This is a genomic window from Nocardiopsis sp. NRRL B-16309, assembly GCF_001279585.1.
In the GTDB taxonomy this organism is placed as follows: domain Bacteria; phylum Actinomycetota; class Actinomycetes; order Streptosporangiales; family Streptosporangiaceae; genus Nocardiopsis.
This window is the reverse complement of record NZ_LGEC01000064.1, coordinates 73430-94358: the sequence shown is the minus strand read 5'-3', so window position 1 is coordinate 94358 and position 20929 is coordinate 73430. Positions and strand designations below refer to the sequence as shown.

Annotated in this window: 21 protein-coding genes and 2 pseudogenes; 10 read left to right on the top strand and 13 right to left on the bottom strand. The window is 71.5% G+C overall.

Annotated features, from left to right (window positions below):
- Nucleotides 1–255: 255 nt before the first annotated feature.
- The 3 genes from ADL05_RS09765 to ADL05_RS09755 form a co-directional block, all read right to left on the bottom strand.
- On the bottom strand, nt 256–1464 hold the full coding sequence (locus tag ADL05_RS09765; RefSeq protein ID WP_053616569.1) for a hypothetical protein: 1209 nt from the start codon (nt 1462–1464) through the stop codon (nt 256–258).
- A gap of 139 nt (nt 1465–1603) precedes the next feature.
- Entirely contained in the window at nt 1604–3406 is a 1803-nt protein-coding gene (locus ADL05_RS09760; protein WP_053616568.1) for an HSP90 family protein, read from the bottom strand.
- Nucleotides 3407–3820: 414 nt separating this feature from the next.
- On the bottom strand, nt 3821–5611 hold the full coding sequence (locus tag ADL05_RS09755) for a PhoX family phosphatase (RefSeq protein WP_053616567.1): 1791 nt from the start codon (nt 5609–5611) through the stop codon (nt 3821–3823).
- A 177-nt stretch (nt 5612–5788) separates the two neighbouring features.
- On the opposite strand from ADL05_RS09755, the gene rpmG reads away from it, so the two are divergent.
- The 4 genes from rpmG (at nt 5789) to ADL05_RS09735 (ending at nt 9279) form a co-directional block, all read left to right on the top strand.
- Entirely contained in the window at nt 5789–5953 is a 165-nt protein-coding gene (gene rpmG / locus ADL05_RS09750) for a 50S ribosomal protein L33 (RefSeq protein ID WP_053616566.1), read from the top strand.
- Nucleotides 5954–5973: 20 nt separating this feature from the next.
- Nucleotides 5974–6222 carry a type B 50S ribosomal protein L31 gene (locus tag ADL05_RS09745; protein ID WP_053616565.1) on the top strand — a complete coding sequence of 83 codons (249 nt, stop codon included), beginning with the start codon at nt 5974–5976 and terminating at the stop codon, nt 6220–6222.
- A gap of 93 nt (nt 6223–6315) precedes the next feature.
- The gene (gene rpmF, locus ADL05_RS09740) at nt 6316–6486 is read left to right on the top strand and encodes a 50S ribosomal protein L32 (RefSeq protein WP_053616564.1); all 171 of its coding nucleotides are present in this window, start codon (nt 6316–6318) and stop codon (nt 6484–6486) included.
- A 384-nt stretch (nt 6487–6870) separates the two neighbouring features.
- Entirely contained in the window at nt 6871–9279 is a 2409-nt protein-coding gene (locus ADL05_RS09735; protein WP_053616563.1) for a lysylphosphatidylglycerol synthase transmembrane domain-containing protein, read from the top strand.
- 36 nt (nt 9280–9315) lie between these two features.
- Here ADL05_RS09735 and ADL05_RS09730 read toward each other — a convergent pair whose 3' ends face one another.
- Nucleotides 9316–10161 (bottom strand): NAD-dependent protein deacetylase, encoded by an 846-nt coding sequence (locus ADL05_RS09730; protein ID WP_053616562.1) that lies wholly within the window; start codon nt 10159–10161, stop codon nt 9316–9318.
- A 266-nt stretch (nt 10162–10427) separates the two neighbouring features.
- On the opposite strand from ADL05_RS09730, the gene ADL05_RS09725 reads away from it, so the two are divergent.
- Nucleotides 10428–10790 carry a hypothetical protein gene (locus tag ADL05_RS09725; RefSeq protein WP_053616561.1) on the top strand — a complete coding sequence of 121 codons (363 nt, stop codon included), beginning with the start codon at nt 10428–10430 and terminating at the stop codon, nt 10788–10790.
- Nucleotides 10791–10936: 146 nt separating this feature from the next.
- Here ADL05_RS09725 and ADL05_RS09720 read toward each other — a convergent pair whose 3' ends face one another.
- From ADL05_RS09720 to ADL05_RS29545, 3 genes are read right to left on the bottom strand one after another with little or no spacing between them, the layout of a single operon-like run.
- Nucleotides 10937–11515, bottom strand: coding sequence for a GNAT family N-acetyltransferase (locus tag ADL05_RS09720; protein WP_053616560.1), 579 nt, complete (start codon nt 11513–11515; stop codon nt 10937–10939).
- Nucleotides 11508–12185 carry a lasso peptide biosynthesis B2 protein gene (locus tag ADL05_RS32400; protein ID WP_156365789.1) on the bottom strand — a complete coding sequence of 226 codons (678 nt, stop codon included), beginning with the start codon at nt 12183–12185 and terminating at the stop codon, nt 11508–11510. The genes ADL05_RS09720 and ADL05_RS32400 overlap by 8 nt, the downstream gene beginning before the upstream one ends.
- A 41-nt stretch (nt 12186–12226) precedes the next feature.
- The gene (locus tag ADL05_RS29545) at nt 12227–13894 is read right to left on the bottom strand and encodes an albusnodin/ikarugamycin family macrolactam cyclase (RefSeq protein ID WP_197285745.1); all 1668 of its coding nucleotides are present in this window, start codon (nt 13892–13894) and stop codon (nt 12227–12229) included.
- Between the two features lie 369 nt (nt 13895–14263).
- Here ADL05_RS29545 and ADL05_RS09710 point away from each other — a divergent pair, with 369 nt between their 5' ends.
- Both ADL05_RS09710 and ADL05_RS09705 read left to right on the top strand, forming a co-directional pair.
- Nucleotides 14264–15010 carry a helix-turn-helix transcriptional regulator gene (locus ADL05_RS09710; RefSeq protein ID WP_053616558.1) on the top strand — a complete coding sequence of 249 codons (747 nt, stop codon included), beginning with the start codon at nt 14264–14266 and terminating at the stop codon, nt 15008–15010.
- A 5-nt stretch (nt 15011–15015) separates the two neighbouring features.
- Nucleotides 15016–15483, top strand: a complete 468-nt coding sequence (locus ADL05_RS09705; protein ID WP_053616557.1) for an NUDIX hydrolase — start codon at nt 15016–15018, stop codon at nt 15481–15483.
- Nucleotides 15484–15595: 112 nt separating this feature from the next.
- Here ADL05_RS09705 and ADL05_RS31700 read toward each other — a convergent pair.
- From ADL05_RS31700 to ADL05_RS29535, 3 genes and pseudogenes are all read right to left on the bottom strand, one after another.
- Nucleotides 15596–15697 (bottom strand): annotated as a pseudogene (locus ADL05_RS31700) (DUF397 domain-containing protein); the annotation flags it as partial.
- A 328-nt stretch (nt 15698–16025) separates the two neighbouring features.
- Nucleotides 16026–16516, bottom strand: a pseudogene (locus ADL05_RS09700) (HIT family protein).
- On the bottom strand, nt 16513–16710 hold the full coding sequence (locus tag ADL05_RS29535; RefSeq protein ID WP_369800918.1) for a hypothetical protein: 198 nt from the start codon (nt 16708–16710) through the stop codon (nt 16513–16515). The pseudogene ADL05_RS09700 and the gene ADL05_RS29535 overlap by 4 nt, the downstream one beginning before the upstream one ends.
- A gap of 31 nt (nt 16711–16741) precedes the next feature.
- On the opposite strand from ADL05_RS29535, the gene ADL05_RS30445 reads away from it, so the two are divergent.
- A complete protein-coding gene (locus tag ADL05_RS30445; RefSeq protein WP_156365787.1) occupies nt 16742–16903 on the top strand; it encodes a hypothetical protein in 162 nt (53 codons plus the stop codon).
- Between the two features lie 84 nt (nt 16904–16987).
- Here the strand turns inward: ADL05_RS30445 and ADL05_RS09695 are convergent, their stop codons facing one another.
- The gene (locus ADL05_RS09695) at nt 16988–17590 is read right to left on the bottom strand and encodes a TetR/AcrR family transcriptional regulator (RefSeq protein ID WP_053616556.1); all 603 of its coding nucleotides are present in this window, start codon (nt 17588–17590) and stop codon (nt 16988–16990) included.
- A 68-nt stretch (nt 17591–17658) separates the two neighbouring features.
- Between ADL05_RS09695 and ADL05_RS09690 the strand changes: the two genes are divergently transcribed.
- Nucleotides 17659–19035 (top strand): MFS transporter, encoded by a 1377-nt coding sequence (locus ADL05_RS09690; protein ID WP_053616555.1) that lies wholly within the window; start codon nt 17659–17661, stop codon nt 19033–19035.
- On the opposite strand, the gene ADL05_RS09685 is transcribed toward ADL05_RS09690, so the two are convergent.
- Together ADL05_RS09685 and ADL05_RS09680 are read right to left on the bottom strand one after the other, a co-directional pair.
- Nucleotides 19013–19360 carry a VOC family protein gene (locus ADL05_RS09685; protein ID WP_053616554.1) on the bottom strand — a complete coding sequence of 116 codons (348 nt, stop codon included), beginning with the start codon at nt 19358–19360 and terminating at the stop codon, nt 19013–19015. The genes ADL05_RS09690 and ADL05_RS09685 overlap by 23 nt on opposite strands.
- A gap of 205 nt (nt 19361–19565) precedes the next feature.
- Entirely contained in the window at nt 19566–19991 is a 426-nt protein-coding gene (locus ADL05_RS09680; protein ID WP_053616553.1) for a MarR family winged helix-turn-helix transcriptional regulator, read from the bottom strand.
- Between the two features lie 118 nt (nt 19992–20109).
- Between ADL05_RS09680 and ADL05_RS09675 the strand changes: the two genes are divergently transcribed.
- Entirely contained in the window at nt 20110–20904 is a 795-nt protein-coding gene (locus ADL05_RS09675; RefSeq protein ID WP_053616552.1) for an SDR family oxidoreductase, read from the top strand.
- Nucleotides 20905–20929 lie beyond the last annotated feature (25 nt).

Sequence of the window (20929 nt, the reverse complement as noted above, 5' to 3'; positions counted from 1 at the left end):
GTGTGTACACCTCGCCGCGTAGTGAGTACACGCGTCAGTTGTTGACGGCGGCGCCGTTGCTGGACCCGGACGAGGCACGCCGCCACCGCGCCGAACGCGAGGCGGCCAAGCGCGCACGCGTGGCCTGACCCAACCCCGGCCGGACCGTCCTCCGGCCGGATCCGAACGCCGGCGGCGACCCCCCGTGGTCGCCGCCGGCGTTCGTCGTGCGCGGACCTCGGACCCGCGTTCCGTCCCGGACCTGCGCGTCCTTCCCTAGTTCCGCCTGCCCTCCCCGGGTTCCGGACCCAGGTCCAGGTGGTCGACGAAGGGCTCCATGTGGATGGTGTCGTGGTGGGTGCGGGACGCGTGGTCGTTGCCGTGGCAGGCGTCGGCCCGACGCGCGAAGCGCATCGTCTGCTCGGCCCGGTCGCGGTAGAGGTCGGCTACGCTCATCGGCCGCCGGGTGCCGCCGTCCGCGACCTCGACCGTCTCGTCGCCCCGTCCGGCCTCGACCAGCCGGTGGCAGGCCTGGGCCACGTACACGGCCATGGTCAGCTGCGCGCCGGTGTCCACCGCGCCGATCCCGGGGGTGGTGCTCCTCAGCAGCTCCAGAGCCCGGTCCCCGTTCCCCGACAGCGCGTAGAAACTCAACCGCGCCACCAGGTAGAAGAGGTCCTGTCCCTCGACCGAGTCCCAGCTCCACCGCTGCGCGCGCCAGTCCCGGACCCGCAGGAGGCCGGACGTGCGGTGGTAGGCCTCACGTGCCCGCTCCAGCCGTCCGGTGGCGAGGTAGGGCTCCAGGAGGTCGAACAGCAGGGGGCGCACGTCCGTGGGCGAACCGTCGGGGTCCACCGACCGGACCTCGCCCTCCAGCAGGGGACGGGCCGCCTCGACGGCCTCCTCGTACCGTTCTTGTACGGTGAGGGCAGACACGCGTGCCACGACGAAGTCCTGGACGGTCCACACCGGGTCCCACTCCAGGAGTTCCACCTCGTTCAGCAGCGCGTCCGCTCGTGCGAAGTCCCCCACCGCTCGGGCGATGCCCTCCCGCTCCCGAAGCAGGCTGGAACGGTTCAGGCCGGTGGGCGAGAACCGGCGTTCCAGGTCGTCCAGGAGCGCGGTCAGGTCGGCGACCGGGGCCGCCGCGCGGTTCCGCAGGTCGCCGACGAGGAAGCCGACCAGGCTCCACATCTCGCGTTCCTGCTGCTCGCCGAAGTACTCCGGGTGCTGATCGTGGAGTGCCAGGACGCGGGTGAAGTCCACCCGCATCCGGCCGATCCGGGGTCCCCGGGCCTCGGGAGCCGTCCGGCCGCACAACTGGTGCTCCACGTGCAGCAGGTCCAGGCGCAGGCCGAGGGCGAGGTCGGTGTGGCCGGCCTCCTCCGCCCGGCGCAGGAGGGCCCGCGTGCTCGCGGACCGGCTCTCGGTCTCGGGCAGGCGGTTCAGCGCGGCGGCCTCGCGCCGCAACTCCTCCGGTGTCATGGTGATTCCGTTTCCAGGTCGAGGTGGTCGACGAGCGGCTCGGCGCCGATGGGTGCGCGGGTCCGCGACCCTTCGGAACGGCTCGCGCCCGGCGGTCGGGAGACGACCTCTTCGCGTGCCCGGAGCGGTTCTCCGACGGTCACTTCTCCTCCTTCTGTTCGGCTCCCCGCACGGCCCGGTCCAGGAGCCCCAGGAAGGAACGGCTGAGCGCGGCGGTGTCGGCGGGGCGCAGCGGGCGGTGCCCGGTGAGCAGGGTCTGGCCGTGCAGGACCCGCACGGCCAGCCGCACCAGTTCGGGGTCGGTGAGGCTGAGCATCCGGCGTACGAGCGGGTTGTGGTGGTTGAGCATGAGGACGTCGCGGGCGTCGACGGGTTCGGACGCGGGGGTGCCCAGCAGGGCCGACCAGGCGTCGGTGGCCTGGGCGCGGGCCTCGACCTCCTCGGTGTAGGTCCGCCAGGTCACGCTCTCCAGGTACAGGGCCGGGACCGTCGGCGGTTCGAAGGCGCGCATCTGGGGCGTGCAGCCCAGAGTGTGCAGGGCCGCCCGGGCCGCTTCGAGGAAGCGCTCGGTGCCGGGGCCGCCGTCGACCTCGGCGAAGGTGGTGGCGAGTTCGGCGGGGTCGAGTCGGCGCACCTCCACGCCGGGCAGGAGTCGCGGCAGCCGGCCCAGGATCTCCTCGGTGTAGGCCGTTCCGCCGTCGACCAGGCCCAGTCCCTGGGCGGCGGCGATGGCGGAGAGCTCGCCGAACTCCTCGTGGGTGCCGCAGTACAGGAAGCGGCGGTGGCGGCGGCCGAAGTCGGCCAGGGTGACGGGCCCGTCGGAGGTTCTGAGGGGCAGCCACTCGTAGACCAGGCGCAGCATGTCGTCGTCGTGGACCGCGAGGGCGAGCACCGCGTGCCCGTGCACGGTCAGGAAGCGGCCCAACCGGTCGGGCGCGGTCCGGGCCAGGTCCATCAGCCAGTTCCGCAGACGGGTACCGAGCGCCTCGCGCGTGCTGTGCAGCAGGTCGTCGTCGTAGAGCTGCTCCCGGTTGGCGGTGGGCCGCAGCTCGGAGGTGTCCACGACGCAGTGCGCGAAGAACGCCCAGTCCGGGAGCAGGCGCTCGGTCCGGTCGCCGAGCAGCATGCGCTTGAGGTAGACGCGGTGGCGGCCCTGCTGGGAGGGGTGGGCGCCCTCGGCCAGGACGAAGGCGACGCCGGTCAGTCCGGCCTGGCGCACCTCCAGGTCGATGACGTCGAAGGGCCGACGCCCCAGGAGGCGCTCACCGTACTGGAGCAGGGCGTGCTTGCGCGCCCCGGGGTCGGCGAACTCGGACAGCCAGAGGGGCCCGCCGCAGGTGACCGTCTCGTCGGCGACGCTGACGGGGTGGGGGAGCAGGCCGCCGTACTCCTCGACGAGCTCGCGGACGACCGGGCCCGAGAGCCACCGCTCGGCTCCGGGGCGGGGCAGCAGGGTGACCGTCGTGCCGGGCGCGGTGTCCGCGGGGCCCTCGTCGACCGTGTACCGGCCGTCGGAGGTGCCGCGCCACACCACCGCCGGGGCGTCCGGTTCGGCGGCGCTGCGGGTGCGGACCTCGATGTGGTCGCTGACCAGGAAGCACGAGAGCAGGCCGATGCCGAACTGGCCCAGGAACTCGTGCCGGGCGTAGCCGAGGTCGTCGCGCTTGGCGGAGCCGCCGATGGTCGCGAGGAGTTCGTGCACCTGGGCCTCGGTGAGGCCGACGCCGTCGTCGTGCACCCGCAGGGAGCCGTCGCCGGTCGTCTCCGATGGTTCGATCCGGATCCGGCCCGCGACGGCGGGGTCGAGCCGGCGGTGCGCGGTGACGGCGTCCACGGAGTTCTGCATCAGCTCGCGGATGTAGACCCTGGGACTGGAGTACAGGTGGTGGGAGAGCAGGTCCACGATGCCCCGCAGATCCACCTGGAACGTGTGTCCGGACATGGGGGACTCCTTCGTCGCGCGGTCGATGACCGATCAGACGCGGGTGGTGCCGGGAGGGTTGCGTGTGTTCTCGGGGGATGGGGGCTTCCGCGCGTGGGGGGACACCCGGCGCCGTGCGGGGCGTGGCGGTAGGGGTGAGGCGGACGGGGCGTCGGGCGCCGGGGCCCGCGTGGTTCGGTGCGCGGTGCTCGGGCGCGGTCCGCGTAGCTCGTGGTTCGGGCGAGGGTGGCTCGGGCGGAGGGGGCGCGTCTGTGATCGGGTGTGGGGGTGTGGAGCGGGGCCGGGGGCGCGGTCCGCGTGGCGCGGGCGGAGGGATCGCGTCCGTGGTCGGACGTGGGAGATGGCACGGGGCCCGTGCCGGTCGGTTCCGTGCGCGGGCCCCGGCGCTCGTGGGGCGGGGAGTCCGTGACTCGGTCAGGTGCCGACCCGGCCGCCGTCGCGGCGGCTGACGACGACCACGGCGGAGCGGGGGCGCCCCCGCGGGTCGAAGCCGGGCCAGTTGCTGACCGCCCGGGGATCCTGCGCGGTGGGACCGTCGTCCCCCTCCCCGGCGGAACCGGGCCCGTGCACCGTGACGAACAGCGTGCCCTGGTCGGGGGTGGAGCTCACCCCCGAGATCGCGCATCCGGGCGGCCCGGTGAGGAAGCGGCGGACCTCGCCCGTCTCGGGATCGGCGCACAGCAGGGCGCTGTTGCCCAGTCGGACGCGGCGCTCCGGCTCGGCCACGGCCGGTACGTCGGTGGTGATCCACAGCCGCCCGTCGACACCGCAGTGCACGCCGCCGGGGGCGCCGAACACGGTTCCGGCGGGGTCCGTGCCCGGGCCCGGCTCCGGGCGGGCGAACTCGCGCCAGCTCATCACGGCCGCCCCGTGGTCGCCCGAGCCCTCGGTCCAGGCCAGCACCCGGCCGCCGCCCGGTCCCGCGCTCTCCGGGCAGTAGACCGTGCCGGTCACCGGATGGACGGCGGGCTGCCCTGGCTCGCGCAGGGCGGTGGCGCCCACGGCGTCGGCGGCCTCGCGAGCCCGCAGCAGGACGTCGGCCTGGTCCCGGAAGCCGGTGCGCAGGCCCTCGCGGCCGTGGACGAGCGGGATCCAGGCTCCGGTTCCGTCGGTGTCCAGCCGTGCCGCGTGGAGGGTCCCCTCGTCGAGCGGGCTGGTGGTGGCGTTGCGGATGTCGCGCCAGGGGCGGGCGGTGACGAACTTGTACAGATGGGCGTCGTCGCTGAGGTAGACCACCGCGTATCCGCGCGACTCGGCCACCGCGGCGCCCCGGGCGGCCAGGCGCCCGAGCGCGGTGCGCTTGACGGGTGCGGCGTTCGGCGCGAACGGGTCGACCTCCACGGTCCAGCCGAAGCGGTGGACCTCCCGCGGGGCCTCGGCGAGGTCGAAGCGCGGGTGGTGGGCGTGCCAGCCGTAGTCCGGGGTGTCGGCGGTGAGGCCGTAGCGCTCCTGCTCGGGGGTGGGCCGCCAGCGCCGGTCGTCGGTGCCGAAGGCGTCGGCGAGGGTGTCCTCCCCGTTCAGGAAGGTACCCCAGGGGGTGGCGGCGTGGGCGAAGCCGCCGAGGAGGCCGAGTGCCTCCGCCCCGGTGTCCAGTGCGGAGTGCCCGTCCAGCGGGCCGGAGAAGGCGACGGGGGAGGAGGGCGTCAGGCGGCGGTTGAGTCCGTCGGCCAGCACGCGCCAGCGGCCGTCGCGCAGTTCGATCCGCAGCACCGTCACCCCGAGGGAGGCCATCTCCTTGGCGGCGTGCGCGGCGGTGGCGGACCGGCCCCCGTCGGCGTGCAGCAGCACGGGATCGGCGGTGGCGTGGGTCAGCACGAGCAGGCCGCGCCGGTTCCCGTCGTGGCCGGGGCCCAGCGGCAGGTACTCCACGCCGCCGTGCCCGGTGCCGACCTGACGCAGGGCCGCGGCGGCGGTGTCGGAGGCGTCGGGCCGCCAGCGGGGTCCGCGCGGGCCGATCGGCGCGCCCCAGGGTGCCAGGACGCGGACGGTGTAGCCCTCGGGAACGGTGACCTCGTCCTTGCGGGCGATGGGAACGGGGGCGAAGGAGAGCCGGGATCCGGTGGGCGCGGCGGAGGGTGCGGGGTGCGCAGCGGCGAGGGCGGGCGGCCCGCAGACGAGGGCGGACGCCCCCAGCGCGCCCAGCCCGGCGGTGGTGAGCAGGGCGCTGCGCCGGGTGGGGCTCGCGTGGTCGTGGTGGTGCGCCATGTCTCTCCTCGCCTGGGCGGTGCCGCGTCGGTCCGCGATCGAGAGCGGTCTGGGGAGATTTCATCACACTGAGTAGTCAATGTCGGACATTGTGCTCCGGTTTCGAGTGTCGTCCAAGGGGGGAATGAAAACGGTTATCATTGACTTGTATCGTCTGCGACCCCAGAGGAGGCACCCATGGCGCGCAACGAGGTCCGCCCGATCATCAAGCTCAAGTCCACCGCAGGAACCGGCTACACCTACGTGACCCGTAAGAACCGGCGCAACACGCCCGACCGGCTCGTCCTCAAGAAGTACGACCCCAGGGCCCGCCGCCACGTCGAGTTCCGCGAGGAACGCTGACCCGCCACCAGGAGGCACCCATGAAGCCAGGCATCCACCCCGACTACCGGCCGATCGTCTTCCGCGACCGCGCGGCCGACTTCGCGTTCCTCACCCGGTCCACCGCCACCAGCGAGAAGACCGTGGAGTGGACCGACGGCCGGACCTACCCCGTCATCGACGTGGAGATCTCCAGCGCCAGCCACCCCTTCTACACCGGGACCGCCCGCGTGGTGGACACCGCAGGCCGGGTGGAGCGCTTCCAGCGCCGCTACCAGCGAAAGCGCTGACCGTGCGCGGCGGGGCGCCCCGCCGCGCCGCCGTGCGGCCGCGCGCGAGCGCAGCCGGAACGACCACCACCGAGAACGACAAGGACAGGGCCGATGGCCGTACCCAAACGCAAGATGTCGCGGTCCAACACCCGCACCCGCCGCTCCCAGTGGAAGGCCAGCACCCCCGACCTGGTCACCCTCCACGTGGGCGGGCGCGAGTACCGCGTGCCGCGCAACCTCGTCGCCGCCTACCGGCGCGGGCTGCTGCCCCTCCCCGAGTGAGGCACCGGGCGGGCGTCCCACGGGACGCCCGCCCCGGAGGCGCCCGCCGGACGCCGCCCCGGAGGCGCCCGCCGGACGCCGCCCCGGAGGCGCCCGCCGGACGCCGCCCCGGAGGCGCCCCGCGGGTCCCCGGCCGGGAGACGTTCCACCGGACTCGAACCTCTGACGTGTCCTGCCGGGCGCCCGCCTCGGCCGTGCCCCGTGTGCGGTGAGCACCCCGCGCCCGGAGGCGTCCGACATGGACCCGGTCGCCGGGCGACGCGCGGGCTCGCCCCGCCGACTCCGGGCACGGGGTGGTCACACTGCTGTCCCAAAACGTGCATAACGGATGAAACGCCCTTGACCCTCACGCCGGGTGCCCCGCCGTTCGGGCAGTCTGGGAGCGTGACGACCCGAACCGACCCGCAGGCGCCCGACCCGGGCCCCCGCGCCACGAAGACCCCGCGCAGCCCCGTCGACCTCCTCGTCGGGACCGCGGGCCTGGTCGCGGTCGCGGTGATCCTCCTCGCCGTGCGTGTGGTGACCGACGGCGACCAGATGCCCGGACCGGGACTGCTGAGCGCGATCCTGCCCATCGGGCTGCTCCTCCTGGTGGCGGTGGCCGCCAACCTCCTGCTGCTCGTCCTGGCCTCCTACACCGTCCTGCGCACGCTCATCGACGGCGACCTGCGCGGCCTCGCCCGCGTCATGACCGCCGCGGTCGCGGCCTACGCCCTGGCCTCCCTCATCAACGCCGCCCTGAGCACCCTGGTCGGCCGCGACCACTCCACCGTGCCGGACGTGCCCGGCGACGCCCTGAACGGCGTGCCCGCCGAGGTGTTCACCAGCGCCACCCTCGGGTACGTGGCCGCCGCCATCGCCTTCGCCCTCACCATGCCCACCGGCACGCCGCGCGTGCGCTCACTGCTCTGGTACGGCACCACCGCGAGCGCCCTGTGCGCCCTGCTCGCGGGCGTGAGCAGCGCGTCCGCCCTCCTGCTGACCGTGCTGGTCGGCATCGTCTGCGCCGCCCTGGCCCGCTACGCGGTTGGGGCCCAGCCCCTGGAACCCGTCGACGCGCGCCTGCACGCCGAACTCCACCGGTTCGGACTGACCGTCACCGCCATCACCGGCGCGGGCACCGACGAGGAGGGCAACCCGCGCTTCCTCGCCGACCTCGACGACGGCGCCCGAGCGGAGCTGTCACTGCTCAGCTCCGAGAACACCGCCGGGTTCTGGCGCCGGCTGCGCGACCTGCTCCTGCTGCGGGGGCCGGTCGCGCCCCGGATGCTCTACGGTGTCCGCCGCCGGGCCGAGCACGCCGCGCTGATGAGCTTCAGCGCCCGCGAGGCGGGCGTCACCGTCCCGCGCGTGCTGGCGATCGGCGAGGTCGGGCCCGGCACGGTGATCGTGGCCCGCGAACTGCCCGACACCCGTACCCTCGACGCCCTGGCCGACGACGAGATCACCGACGACCTCATCGACCTGGTGTGGCAGAACGTGGACGCCCTGCACCGGCGGCGCCTCGCGCACGGCAACCTCACCGGCGCCACGGTCGGTGTCCTGCGCGAGGACCCGCACCACGTCGTCCTCACCGGCGTCGACCGGGGCGCGGTGGCCGCGCCCCCGCTCAAGGCGTCCCTGGACAACGCCGCCCTGATCACGCTCCTGGCGATGCGGGTGGGGGCCGAACGGGCCGTCGACTCCGCCGTGCGCGCCCTGGGCGTGGCCGCCACCGCCGCCGTCCTGCCCTTCCTCCAGCCCGCCGGACTGCCCTCCCGGACCCGTCGCGGCCTGCGCCGCGACCGCCGGCTCCTGTCGGAGGTCGGGGACCAGATCGCCCGGATCGCCCCGGAGGCCCCCGCGTCCCCCGCCCGCCTGGAGCGGATGCGGCCGCGCACCGTCGTCAGCGTCATCGCCGCCACCGTCGTCGGTCTGATCCTGGCCTACCAGCTGGCCGGCGTGGACCTGACGACCATCGGCGAGGCCGACCCGATGTGGGCGGTCGCAGCCCTGGCCATGGCCACCGCGTGCATGTTCGGGGCGGCCATGATCCTCATCGGCTTCGTGCCCGTTCCCCTGCCGTGGTGGCGGACGGTCGCGGTGCAGTACGCCGCCTCGTTCGTGCGCATCGCCGCACCGGCGGGTCTGGGCCAGATCGCCATCAACGCCCGTTTCGCGGTCAAGGCGGGCGCGCCCACGTCCCTGGCCCTGTCGGCGGTGGGCCTGTCCCAGCTGGTCGGGTTCATGGTCCACGTCCCGCTGCTGCTCGTGTGCGCCTATCTGACCGGTACCTCGTACTGGACGGGGTTCACGCCCTCGCCCACGGTCGTGGTGATCAGCATCGTGGGAACGGCCGCGGTCGCCGTGGTCGTCCTGGTGCCGCGCCTGCGCCGGGCCTTCGCCGACCGGCTGCGCCCCTACCTGCGCGGTGTGCTGCCCCGGTTGATGGACACCCTCCAGCGGCCGGCCAGCCTGGGACTGGGCCTGGGCGGCACGCTGCTGCTGACGGTGGCGTTCGTGCTCTGCCTGCACTTCTCGGTGCTGGCCTTCACCGATCCCGGCACCCAGGTGAGCCTGGTGGCGGTCGCGGTGGTGTTCCTGGCGGGCAACGCCATCGGATCGGCGGCGCCGACGCCCGGCGGTCTGGGCGCGGTGGAGGCCGCGCTCATCGGCGGGCTGACCGCCGTGGCCGGAGTGCCCGCCGCGGTCGCGCTGCCCGCGGTGCTGCTGTTCCGGCTGCTGACCTTCTGGCTCCCGGTACTGCCCGGCTGGGGGTCGTTCGTCTACCTGCAGCGACGCGAGGCCATCTGACCTGCGGGGCCGAGTGGCGTGCTCGGGCGATCCGGGTCAGGGGGCGTAGGACTCGGCCAGCGCCCGCAGGACCGGCGTACAGCCCGCGTGCACCGTCAGCGCCGCGAGGTGGTCGGCGCGGGTCGCGCCCCGGTTGACGATCACGACCGGCTTGCCCTGCTCGGCCGCGCGCTTGACGAACCGCCGACCCGACAGCACGGTCAACGAGGAGCCCGCCACGAGCAGGGCCTCGGCGTCGTCGACCATGCGGTAGGCCTCCAGCACCCGCGCCTTGGGCACGTTCTCACCGAAGTAGACGATGTCGGGCTTGAGCACGCCGCCGCACGACTCGCAGTCGGCCACCCGGAAGCCCTCCGTCGAGGCCAGGACGGCGTCGGCGTCGGGGGCGACCTCCACGTCGGCGACCCCGTCGGTGAAGCCGGGGTTGAGATGGGTCAGGCGTTCGTGCAGACGGGCACGGGTGACCCGCGCCGGGCAGGACAGGCACGCCACGCGGTCGTAGCGGCCGTGCAGGTCGATGACGCGCCTGCTGCCCGCCGCGCCGTGCAGGGTGTCGACGTTCTGGGTGATGACGCCGCCCACCACACCCGCCCGCTCCAGGTCGGCCAGCGCGCGGTGCCCGTCGTTGGGATGGGTGCGGTGCATGTGGTGCCAGCCCACGTGGTTGCGCGCCCAGTAGTGGCGGCGGAAGGCGGCGTCGCCGGTGAACTGCTGGTAGGTCATCGGTGTGCGCGGCGGGGAGTCCGGCCCCCGGTAGTCGGGGATGCCGGAGTCGGTGGACACCCCGGCCCCGGTCAGGACGGCCACGGGACCGGCCCCGAGGACCGCCTGGATCCGCGCGGCCCAGGCCACCGGTTCGTCGGTGTCGAGCGTGCTACTCACCCTTTCGAGGATAGGCGGGCGCCCCACATCCGTTCACCGCCCGCCCCGGTGTGAGTGACGCCACCGAACACGACGAGGACTGCCCGGGCGCCGACACCGAGGCCGGCCTCTGAGCGTCCTGCCCGGCGACGCCGGGTCGATCAGTGAGGAGGCGGAGGGCGAGGGGCGGGGAAAACCGGTTGCGGGCACCACCCGGCGCCGACCTAGAGTCGGCGGACGGCCGCCGTACCGACGGGCGGCCGACGTACCGGACAGGAGTCGACGCCATGATCCCCGCCCACTGGGAGCCCCATCACCGCGACGAGGACGGTGAGATCCTCGGCTACCTCGCACCCGCCGAGGACGGGCTGTGCGTGCCCGTCACGCTCGTCGGCCACGCGCTGGCCGAGCCCGGTGACGCCGACGACGCGCGCGCGGCGCTGGACTCGGTCGGGCTGTCGTACCTGGCCGACCGCTGGCTGCTCACCCTGCCCGAGCGGGAGGAGCCGGTGAGCGTGCAGATCGTGGAGGTCGGCCCCGCCCGGGTGCGCGTCGCCAACGTCGACTTCGGGTACGAGGAGGCCGACTTCGGTCACGTGTGGGAGCTGGACGTGCCCGCCGACGACCGCCTGCGCCCCGCCCGGAGCTGACCGGGAGCCAAACGTGGGCCCCGCCGTGATCGGCGGGGCCCCGACGCTCGTCAGAGGCGGGCGGTCTCCAGGAAGGCGTCCCACCCGTCGGCGCTCTCGTGGGAGAACGGGTGCCCCGGGGCTGTCCGCCTGCCGTCTCCCGGTCATCAGCCCTCGGCTGCGAAGGCCGAGACCCCGGTGAAGTCCGTGGGAAGGGCGTCCATGACGACCTCACCACAGCGGCGCCCCTGCCACTGTCCTGCGCCGCGCAGTACCCCGACCTCTTGAAACCCCGCCTTGGCGTACGCCCGACGTCCGGCCTCGTTCGGCTCCAACACTTTGAGCCACACCATTTCCAACCCCGTGATGTGGAAGGCGTAGTCAAGGGTCAACCGTGTCGCGACGGTACCGATCCCCTTCCCCTTGGCCTCGGGTGCGATGACAAGAATGAACTCGGCCGTGCGCACTTGGTGATCAATGAGCAGACTCGCCAACCCTGCCGGCCTGGGTTCACCGTCGCGCAGTTCGTAGACGGTGAACCGAGCCTGGTCGGGTGCACCGCGCAGTTGGTGTTCCAGTCCTTCCGCTCGTGATTCCGGGCTCTCGGGAACTTGGCGCCCGTACCCCAGGACCGCGCGGGGGTCGTTCTCCCAGCGCCAGTACTCTCGGGCCAGGTCGGCGCGGAGCGGCCCCAACGCCGCCCCGTCAGCCTCGGCCCACAGGACGGGGGTCGCCTTGTCACTCATATGGTTCCTCGAACGGTGTGTAGTCGGTGATGTCGTCGGCTTCCCCCACGGGACTGCCGTCAACCTCGATCCAGGCGTGCATGCGGACGGGATCCGTCGCGACTCCGTGCCGCCACGTCACTCGGTGCCCAGACCAGTACAGAACCAGGGCCGTAGCGGTGGCCTCCTCAAGACAGGCGATCCGTGCAGGAAGCACACGACCGACCCCTCGAACGGCGCGCGCTGCCCTCTCCGCCGCGCGCCTATCTGATGTTCCCTGCTTCCGCGGTCCAGGAGCCAGGTTTCTGGCTCGCGCGAAGCGAGTGCGTGTGGGACCGAGGTGCCGCGCGCACAGGACCACAGCGAGAGCCGTGACACCGAGCAGGCTCCACTTCAGCGAAGCGGGCCCTACGGGGATCAGGGCCGCCGCAGATTCCCTCGTCCCCCAACTGGGCGACTGCGGATCGGCCGACTGGACGCCTTCCCATTCGGATGGCTCTGGAATCGCGACGAGCCAGCGGCGGTCGATCAGTTGCTCGATGAGGTAGGCACGTTGATCGTCGGTAGCTGTCGCCTCAGTCGTCCCTGCCACCGCAGCCAGTTCGGATATCAGTCGCGCTGCCGACCCCGTTAGCAAGTGGACAGAGCCGTCGCTGACGTCCAGGGCCACCGTGACGGAGGGATAGCACATGAAGCGCATGCGAGAACCAGGAGAGAGGAACCGCGGAAGGCTCATATCCGATTCCTCGTCCGTGCGCACTCCCTGTACCAGCCGGGCGCAGCACACGACTCGATGGAACGTGCCCAAATCTCTGTGGCGATGGTCGGCTCGAGCACCCCCCAAGCCGTCGGGCGGCCGGATGCCGCGCTCCTGAGTTCTGACCGGAGCAATCGTGAATCGATAATCCCGTTCCCGGCCAGCCACCCGTCCGTGAGCTCGAGAACCGAGGTGAGGTTGGCGCGCAGCCCCCGGTAATGGTCGGCGTCGGTACCGCCCTTGGCCCGTCTGTGGAGCAACTTGTTCGGAAGCACGTCAGTCAGCGCCGTGGTGATCTGCGGCTTGTACTCCCACGGTGATCCCCGGTGTGTGATCGGGAACCTCAGCGCGGCGTCGATGACAGCCCGGTCGAGGAAGGGGTTCTCCAAGCGGATGCCCGAAGGATCGGCGAGCTGTACGTCGGATCGAGCCGTACGTCCGACACCGGCCAGAGCGGCAAGGTCAAAGTCCGCTTCTGGAATCGCGGACCGGTAGCGCCTGGACGGATCTCGGCCCCCGTTCGCGCGCTTGGGTTCGAGCCACGGTGGCAGGTTCGGATGCGCCCGCGCGGGAAGAACGGTGTCAGCCAACATGTGGGCAGGACTCACTCGATTGAGTTTGGCCCATCCATGGAGATCACGCAGAGCCCGAAGGTACCGCCCTCGTTTCATCAGCCTCAACGCGTGCTCAGGCCCCTGCATCAGCAGTGCGTCGCCTCCGTCGCCACTGATGTGGATCTGGCTTCCGTGTGCTGCGACCAGAGCATAGCCACGCTGATGTCTGGCACGGGTGATCGTTGAAGGAGCCGGTTCGTCTGTTGCCGGGCCACCTGTGATGCCGACGAAGGGAGCCGCGTCGTCCGGTAGTGGGAGAACCAGGTGCCGGATGTCCTGGCGATCGTCCACGGCCGCGCGTGCGTGGTCCAGGTCGCCGCCGTGGTGGACGCCTTCCGGCCGAACCGTGCAGGCGATGATCTGCTGCCCTGGCTGTGCCTTTCTTGCTGAGAGCAGACACAGCGATGTCGAGTCGAGCCCCCCGCTGAGGTCACACGAGATCGTCCGCCCGAAGGAGAGGCGTGCAAGAACGGCGTCTTCGAGTGCTCGCCGGAAGCCTGCTGAAGCGTTCTGTGGGCGTACAGGGGGCGGAGGGTTCCACCAGCGCCGAACGATCGGAGAATGAGTTCCGGCCAGGTCGAGGCGATATCCGGGCGGCACCATCGAGACGCCGTTGAAGGCTGAGCGATCGATGGGGGTGAACCCGGCCGGGTCGGCTATCAGGTCAGCGGCCCAGTCCAGGTTGATGCCGGTCCCGGCCAGCGGAGAAAGTGCAAAGCTCGACGAGGCCCACACGACCCCGTCATTCACTTCGGTGTAGTAGACCGGTACGGCGTGCGCTGGATCGGCGAACACGGACACGCCCAAGCCGTCACCGAGCACGATGGTGTAGGAACCGGGCCAGGCGGCGGGCAGGAGAGGCTTCTCCCCGCTCAGCCAGGTTTCGAACTCGGTTTCAGCCACGTCGTGAGTACCGAGGATCACGGCCCAGCGTGCCAGGGAAGCCATCTCGGCGGTCTGGATCCGATCGGCTGTACTGGTCGCCCACACATTCCCTGAGGGGTGTCTCAGAGACCATTGGGTCTTCATTGGACTCCAGAGGGCACCTCCATCCATAGCGGACGATCCTCCGAAGAAGCGCACGGATTCCTCCTTCCAAGCTGTGGGACGGTGCGTCCAGTCGCACCGTCCCACGGGGCGGTCTACTGGTACTTGTAGCGCTTGTCCTCGGTGCCGCTCCGAGTGCTGGTCCCCTCGGTCAGGTCTGCGGCGTCGCCGACCTTGATGAGTTCGTCATCCACGTTGGGAATTATGGTGTTCTCGCCGTTCACAGGGCTAGGGCCGGTCATTGAGTCGTCTCCGTTGCACTCGGGGATTCCAGAGTCGACCACATCTCAGGATGTCACTACCACGTCAAGCGCGTCCTCAGGGACGTCCTGGTGCGGTAGAAACGTCCCTATGGCCAACGAGCGACTGCGTGCTGCTCTGGTGCGCTCAGGGAACACAGCAGCCTCCCTCGCCGAACAGGTCGGCGCCGATCCCAAGACCGTTGAGCGGTGGGTCAACAACGGGCGCGTGCCGCGTCTGCGCAATGCTCATGCGGTGGCGGGGGCGCTCGACGTGGAAGTGCACCATCTGTGGCCGGCTCTGAGAACTCGCCCGAAGGTGTCCGCCGATCCCACCGGATCGGATCTCACCGCGGTCCACCGTCACCGCTCCGAGGTTCCGATCGAGATATGGCGGGCCATGTTCGACCAGGCCTCTGAATCCATCGACATCATGGTCTATGCCGCGTTGTTCCTGCACGAGCAGATGCCTGATTGGAATGGCCTTCTCCGCCACAAGGCTCAGGTCGGAGTTCGAATCAGAATTCTGATCGGTGACCCAGGCTGCGCTGCTGTCAGGGCACGTGGTGAGGAGGAGGCTTTTGGTCACGGGATCGAGTCGCGCTGCGAACTCGCACATCTGCACTACAGGCCAATTATTGGTTTGGAAGGGGTGGCCATCGCGCAACACAGCACCACCCTGTACAACTCGGTCTACCGTGCTGACAATGAGATGTTCGTCAACACTCATATCTACGGCATGAACGCCTATGGGAATCCATTGTTCCATTTGCACCGAAGTGTCGATAATGGTCTGTTCGACGCCTACGCTGCGAGTGTCGATGCAGTGTGGCGGACAGCCGAACCTCTTGTGGAGTGAAACCCGTGCCCCGAACCGAGTACTACGACGATCCGGCAGCGCCGACGCCGAACAGCCTGGTCGCGGCCGCCAGTGCGGCGGTGTTTGACGGCGCCGGTCGCCTCCTGTTGCAGCGGCGGACCGACAACGGGCTGTGGGCCATGCCGGGCGGGGCGATGGAGATGACCGAGAGCCTGCCCCAGGCGGCTGTGCGTGAGGTGAGGGAGGAGACCGGGTACGACGTTGAGATCACCGGGCTGGTCGGTACCTACACCGATGCCCGGCACGTCATCGCCTACAGCGACGGCGAGGTGCGCCGCCAGTTCAACGTGTGCTTCCGGGCCGTGTTGCTCGGTGGTGACCTCCAGGTGAGCAGTGAGTCGCACGAGGCGCGGTGGTTCGCGCCCGAGGAACTGGAGGGACTGGCGATGCACCACACTCAGCGGCTGAGAGTGGCGCACGCCGTCCGGGCCGGACCGCCCCATGCGGGATGAGCCCCGCGTCGGGAGCTGCCCGCGCCCGTAGATCGGATGGTTCCGTGAGATCGTGAGCGGGGCCCCGCCGTGATCGGTGGGGCCCCGACGTTCGTTGGAGGCGGGCGGTTGTGAGGAAGGCGTCCCACTCGTCGGCGGGGAAGGAGAGGTGGCGGTTGGCGGGGTGCTTGGAGTCCCGGACGGCCGCCCCGCAGACGAGGTCGGCCGCTTCGACACGGTCGCCGTTGACGCCGGGTCTCGGGGCCGTCCCTGTCCACCGCCCGCCACCGACCGAAGGAAACGGTGCCCGGGGCAGTCGTTCGGGAGCAATGACGAGCAATCCCATTGGCGGGGGTCCGGCGGAGGGCTTTGATGGGTTCCGGGGCCGAGCGAGTATCCCGGGGCATGCCACGGCCTTCACCGACACGACCACCTGCGACAAGAGGAAGGCCGCGATGAACGACGACGGCAACAACTGACGACGCCGTGAACCGGCGTGAAGCAGGGGTGGTGCGGACGAACTTCGTCCGCACCACCCCTGTGGTGTTCGCGCCCCCGAAACATCAGGGCGTCGTGTTCCTGATGTGCTCCGCGACGCCCGCCAACCAGGCGTCGTCAGCACGTTTGTGGTCGTGGGAGGACAGGTAACCCTGGTACTGGTCGAAGTACCCCTCCACCGGCGAGGCCACCTCTCGCCAGTCGTCGCCCGCGTTGCCCGCCGTACCGTGCATGGGAACAGCTTCGCGTGGGCGTGGTCGACCCCGTAGCCCTCGTACATGATCCCCGTGCGGGCCACGTCGGGAAACGCCGCATCCAGCAGGCGCGCGACCTCACGAGCCGCCCGGTGCAGGGCGGCGTACTCTCCCGGCTCCAGATCCACCACGTAGCTGGTGCGGTGGGCCTTGGGGATGACGACGGAGAAGCCCTCGGTGTTGGGGAAGATCGACAGGAACGCCAGATGGTCGGTGTCCTCCCAGATGTGGTGGGCGGGGGCGCCCCCGGCCACGATCCGGCAGAAGACACAGTCGGGGGCAGAAGGCGGTGCGGTGTTCAACGGACTCCTCGAAGTCGGTTCACGGGCGGTCGCACGCCGGCGCAGGTAGGACAGTCGTAGGCGCGTTCAACGACCTGTTCGTCGAGCGTCAGGTCGTGCGTCCACACTCCCACGCGCCGGTTGAGTGAGGCGGGCTCGCCGAACCCGCCCAGATGCCGCAGGACGTCCAGAGCGGCCAGTGAGGAAGCGAGCATACTGACTGGGTCGATCGCCGTCTCCGTGGCCGTGACCGTCCACGCTCGCGGCGACACCGTCACGTCGGGCCCCGGTGACATCCTGCACGTGCCGGAGAACTCCCCCGGCGAGTTGAGGCCGGACGAGGACACCGAACTGGCCTGTGTCGTCGGATTCCGCCCACAGACTGCGCTGAGCGACGCCAGTCCCTGAGCTCCATGTGAGCGGTGCTGCCGCCGCTGTGGAATGGTCGCGCAGGGGGCGGGCGGCGTGCCCGGCGGTCGAGGGCCCCGGGGGTCAGGTGGAGAGCCGGGCCGCCAGACGGTCGACGTAGCCGTCGAGCAGCGCTTCGGCCGCCGACTGCGTCATCTGCCCGGCCATGAGGAGGGACCCCACGCCGTGCGCGAGGGCCATGGTCTCCGACGCGAGCCGGTGCGCGTCCGCGGCACCGATGCGCGGGTCGGTGCGCAGGATCCCGGCGAGGTGGTCGGCCAGGGCGCCGAGATGGGCCCGGTAGGCCTCCGCGGCCGCGCCCGGCCGGGTGATCGTCAGCAGCTCCAGAGAGACGCCGACGCGGTGGAAGGAGCGACTCGCCTCGTCGGTGGGCAGCGCCTCGTCGAGGAACGCCCTGACTCGGGGGAGTGCCGACCCGTCCTCCGGTCGCCCGTTCCGCGCGTGCTCCTCGCTCCGGGCGTGCCAGCGCCGGACGCTCTTGTCGGCCAGCCGCTCCAGGGCCGCGGTGAGGAGTTCGTCCTTGCTCCTGCCGTAGTACTGGACCAGGCGGAGCGACACCCCCGCCTCGGCGGCGACCTCCCGCATGGTCACCGCTTCCAGGCCGCCCCGGCCCAGCAGCCGTTCCACGGCGTCCAGGATCTGCGCGCGGCGTTCGGTCTCAGGCATCACCGCCTCCCTTCCGCTGCCGATGATACGCTTGTATCAAATGATACAGGCGTATCAAGGAGGTTGGTGTGTCCACGGCGACCGGACGACTCGCCCTGTGGGCGTCCTGCGCGGCCCAGCTGATGGTGGTGCTGGACATCTCGGTCATCAACATCGCCCTCCCGTCGATCCGGGCCGAACTCGCCCTGGGCAGTGTGGCGGCGACCTGGGTGGCCCTGGCCTACGGCCTCGGCTTCGCGGGAGTGCTGCTCGTCGGGGCGCGGCTGGCCGACGTGCTCGGCACGGCACGCGTGCTCGCCTGGGGCATCGCGTCCTTCACCCTCGCGAGCGCGGTGGGCGGACTGGCGACCGAGGGCTGGATGCTCATCGGCGCGCGGGCGGCACAGGGGCTGTCCGCCGCCGTCGTGTCCCCGGCGACCTTCACCCTGCTCACGGCCGCGTATCCCGAGGGGCCCGCCCGTATCCGGGCGGTCGCCGTCTGGACGGCGGTCAGTCTGGCCGGCGGCGGCCTCGGTACCGTCACCGGCGGCGTGCTCACCGACCTGTTCTCGTGGCGGGCCGTCCTGCTGGTCAACCTGCCGATCGGCGCCGCCGTCGTCCTCGGGGCCGTCGCCCTGTGGCGGTGGACGCCCGACGACCGGCGCGGCGGACGCATCAGCCTCGCCGGCGCCGTGCTGGCCACCGGCGGCTTCACGTGCGCCACCTACGCGCTCTCGGTCGCCGGAACCCCGGGCTCGGCGTCGGCCTTCACCGCGGCCGGGGCGGCGAGCGTGCTGCTGTTCGTCCTGCTCGTCTTGGAGCAGCGCCGGACCCCGCACCGGCTCGTGCCCGCCGCCCTCCTGCGCGACCGCCTCATCCTGCGGGGGAACATCGCCACCGCCCTGACGGCCGTCTGCTTCCAGGTGGGGCTCTGGTACTTCCTCACGTTCCGGATACAGGACCAGTGGGGCTACACCCCGCTCCAGGCCGGACTGGCGTTCCTTCCCCTGACCCTGAGCATGCTCGCGGTCAACACCTGGGCCGCTCCGCGCCTGATGAGGCGCGTCCCGGCCCGTGCGCTCGTCTGCGCGGGGGCGGTGGCGGCCGGGCTCGGCCTCGTCTGGCAGGCACTGGCGGACAGCGGTCCCTTCGGGCTCACGGTCCTCGCGCCCAGCGTGGTCATCGGCGTCGGCGGTGGCCTGCTGAACACCCCGCTCGCCACCATCGTGACCACGGGCGTCCCGGCGGAGCAGGCCGGGGCGGCCTCCGGTCTGATGAACACCGGCAAGCAGTTCGGCGGCGCTGTCGGTCTCGCCGCGGCGACCGCGGTGGCGGCCGGGGCCGGTACGGACACGGCCGCCTTCCTGCTCATGGCCGCCGCGCTCGGTGCCGTCGCCGTCCTCGCGCCACGCATCCCGCGACGCCGCGCGGAACCGGCACCGGTCAGCGGTGCTCCAGGACGTTGACGACCTGCCCGCTCGGGTCGCGGACGAAGAACCGCCGTACACCCCACTCCTCGTCCCGCAACGGGTGGACGATCTCCGCGCCGCTCTCGCGCATCGCCGCGTAGGCCGCGTCCACGTCCTCCACCTCGACGCTCATGTCGGGGGCGACCGGTGCGGTCGCGTCCTCGACCATGAAGCTGACCTGCGCCGTCGGGTGGGAGGGGGAGGCGAGCGTCATGATCCACCCGTGGTTCATGACCTCCTCGAAGCCCAGCAGGCCGTAGAACTCGCGGCTTTCCGGCACGGTCTCCGAATGGACGATGGGCATGACGCGGCGAACGGACATCGACGACTCCTCGGCGGACGAAGGTGCTGTACTTCCAGGAGTACTACGGAACACCGGCCGTCGTACACACTTTCGGAACAAGTTCCATGATTAGTCCCGCGGGAGGCGGCCGTCCGGCAGGCGTGCCGGGCCCGAGGGGAGGGCGTTCTCGTCCTCGGCGTTGCCCACGCCGCGGGCGTCGTGGCCGCCCGATCCCGCGCGGTGGTCAGTCGGCGAGGGGTTCGAGCGCCTGGTCGAGAAGGTCGGCCAGCCGACGCAGCTCGTCGGCGGGCAGCCGGGCGAGGGGGCTCGTGGTCAGCGCGGCGGCGACGACCGCGGCGCGGGTGCGACGCCCCTCCTCGGTGAGCACCACGAGGCGTGACCGGCGATCCGCCGGGTCGACGATCCGCTCGACGAGTCCTCGGTCGACCAGTTGGTTCACCACGAACGTGAGGTTCGGAGCGCGGCAGAACAGCCGCTGCGCCATCGTCTTCATCGACGGAGGCTCCTCCTGGGGGTCGATCGCCCACAGGGCCTGAGCCGTGGCGCCGGTCAACCGGTGTTCGGACAGCACGTCCGCGATGAGCTCTTCGGTCTGTGTGGCCAGCGTATGGACGCCGAGGACGGCGGTTTCCAGGGGACTCGGTGGCATGCCGTGAGCCTATCGCGTGCCTTTCGAGCCTCGAAGCATGTACTTTGAGTCTCGAATTACATGCTTTGAGGCTCGAATCAAAGTCCGCACATGGGCTCCGTCACCGAAGGAACGTGTCGTGTCTCTCTACTCTGGAAGAACCGCCCTGGTCACCGGCGCCTCGAAAGGGATCGGAAAGGCCCTCTCCCGCGAACTCGCCGCTCGCGGTGCCCACCTCGTACTCGTCGCGCGGTCCGCCGACGCGCTCGGACGCCTGGCGGAGGAGCTGAGGGAGACCCACGGTGTCCGGGCGGAGGTCGTCGCCGCGGACCTCGCCGCGCCGGACGGCCCCTCGGAGGTCGTCGCCGCGTTGCGCATGCGCGGAACGGAGGTCGATCTCCTCGTCAACAACGCGGGAACGGGGGCCGTCGGCCCGTTCTTCGCCCAGTCGTTCGACCGCGACCGCGGGTCGGTCGACCTCAACGTCACGGCACTGATGGCGCTGACCCACGGCATCGGGTCCCGGATGCTCGAACGCGGCCACGGGGGGATCGTCAACATCGCGTCGAGCGCCGCGTTCCAGCCGTTGCCGTACCAGGCCGGCTACGCGGCGACCAAGGCCTTCGTGCTCTCCTTCACCGAAGCGGTCGCCGAGGAGCTGCGCGGCTCCGGCGTCCGGGTGATGGGGTCCTACCCGGGCGCGACCGATACGGGCTTCTTCGACGGCACTGCCGCCACCATGAGCCCGAAGGCGGTGTCCCCGCACCGCGTCGCCGCGAGGACCCTCGACGACTTCGCACGCGGTCGCACCGCCTCCTTCCCCGGGCGCGCCTCCGACCGGGTGCTGACCTTCCTGCCCCGGTTGCTGCCCCGGTCGACGGCCGTCCGGATCGCCGGAGGCGTCAACCGCCGGTTCCGGCACGACGCGGTCTGACCGTGCGTCCGGCCCCGGAGAGACC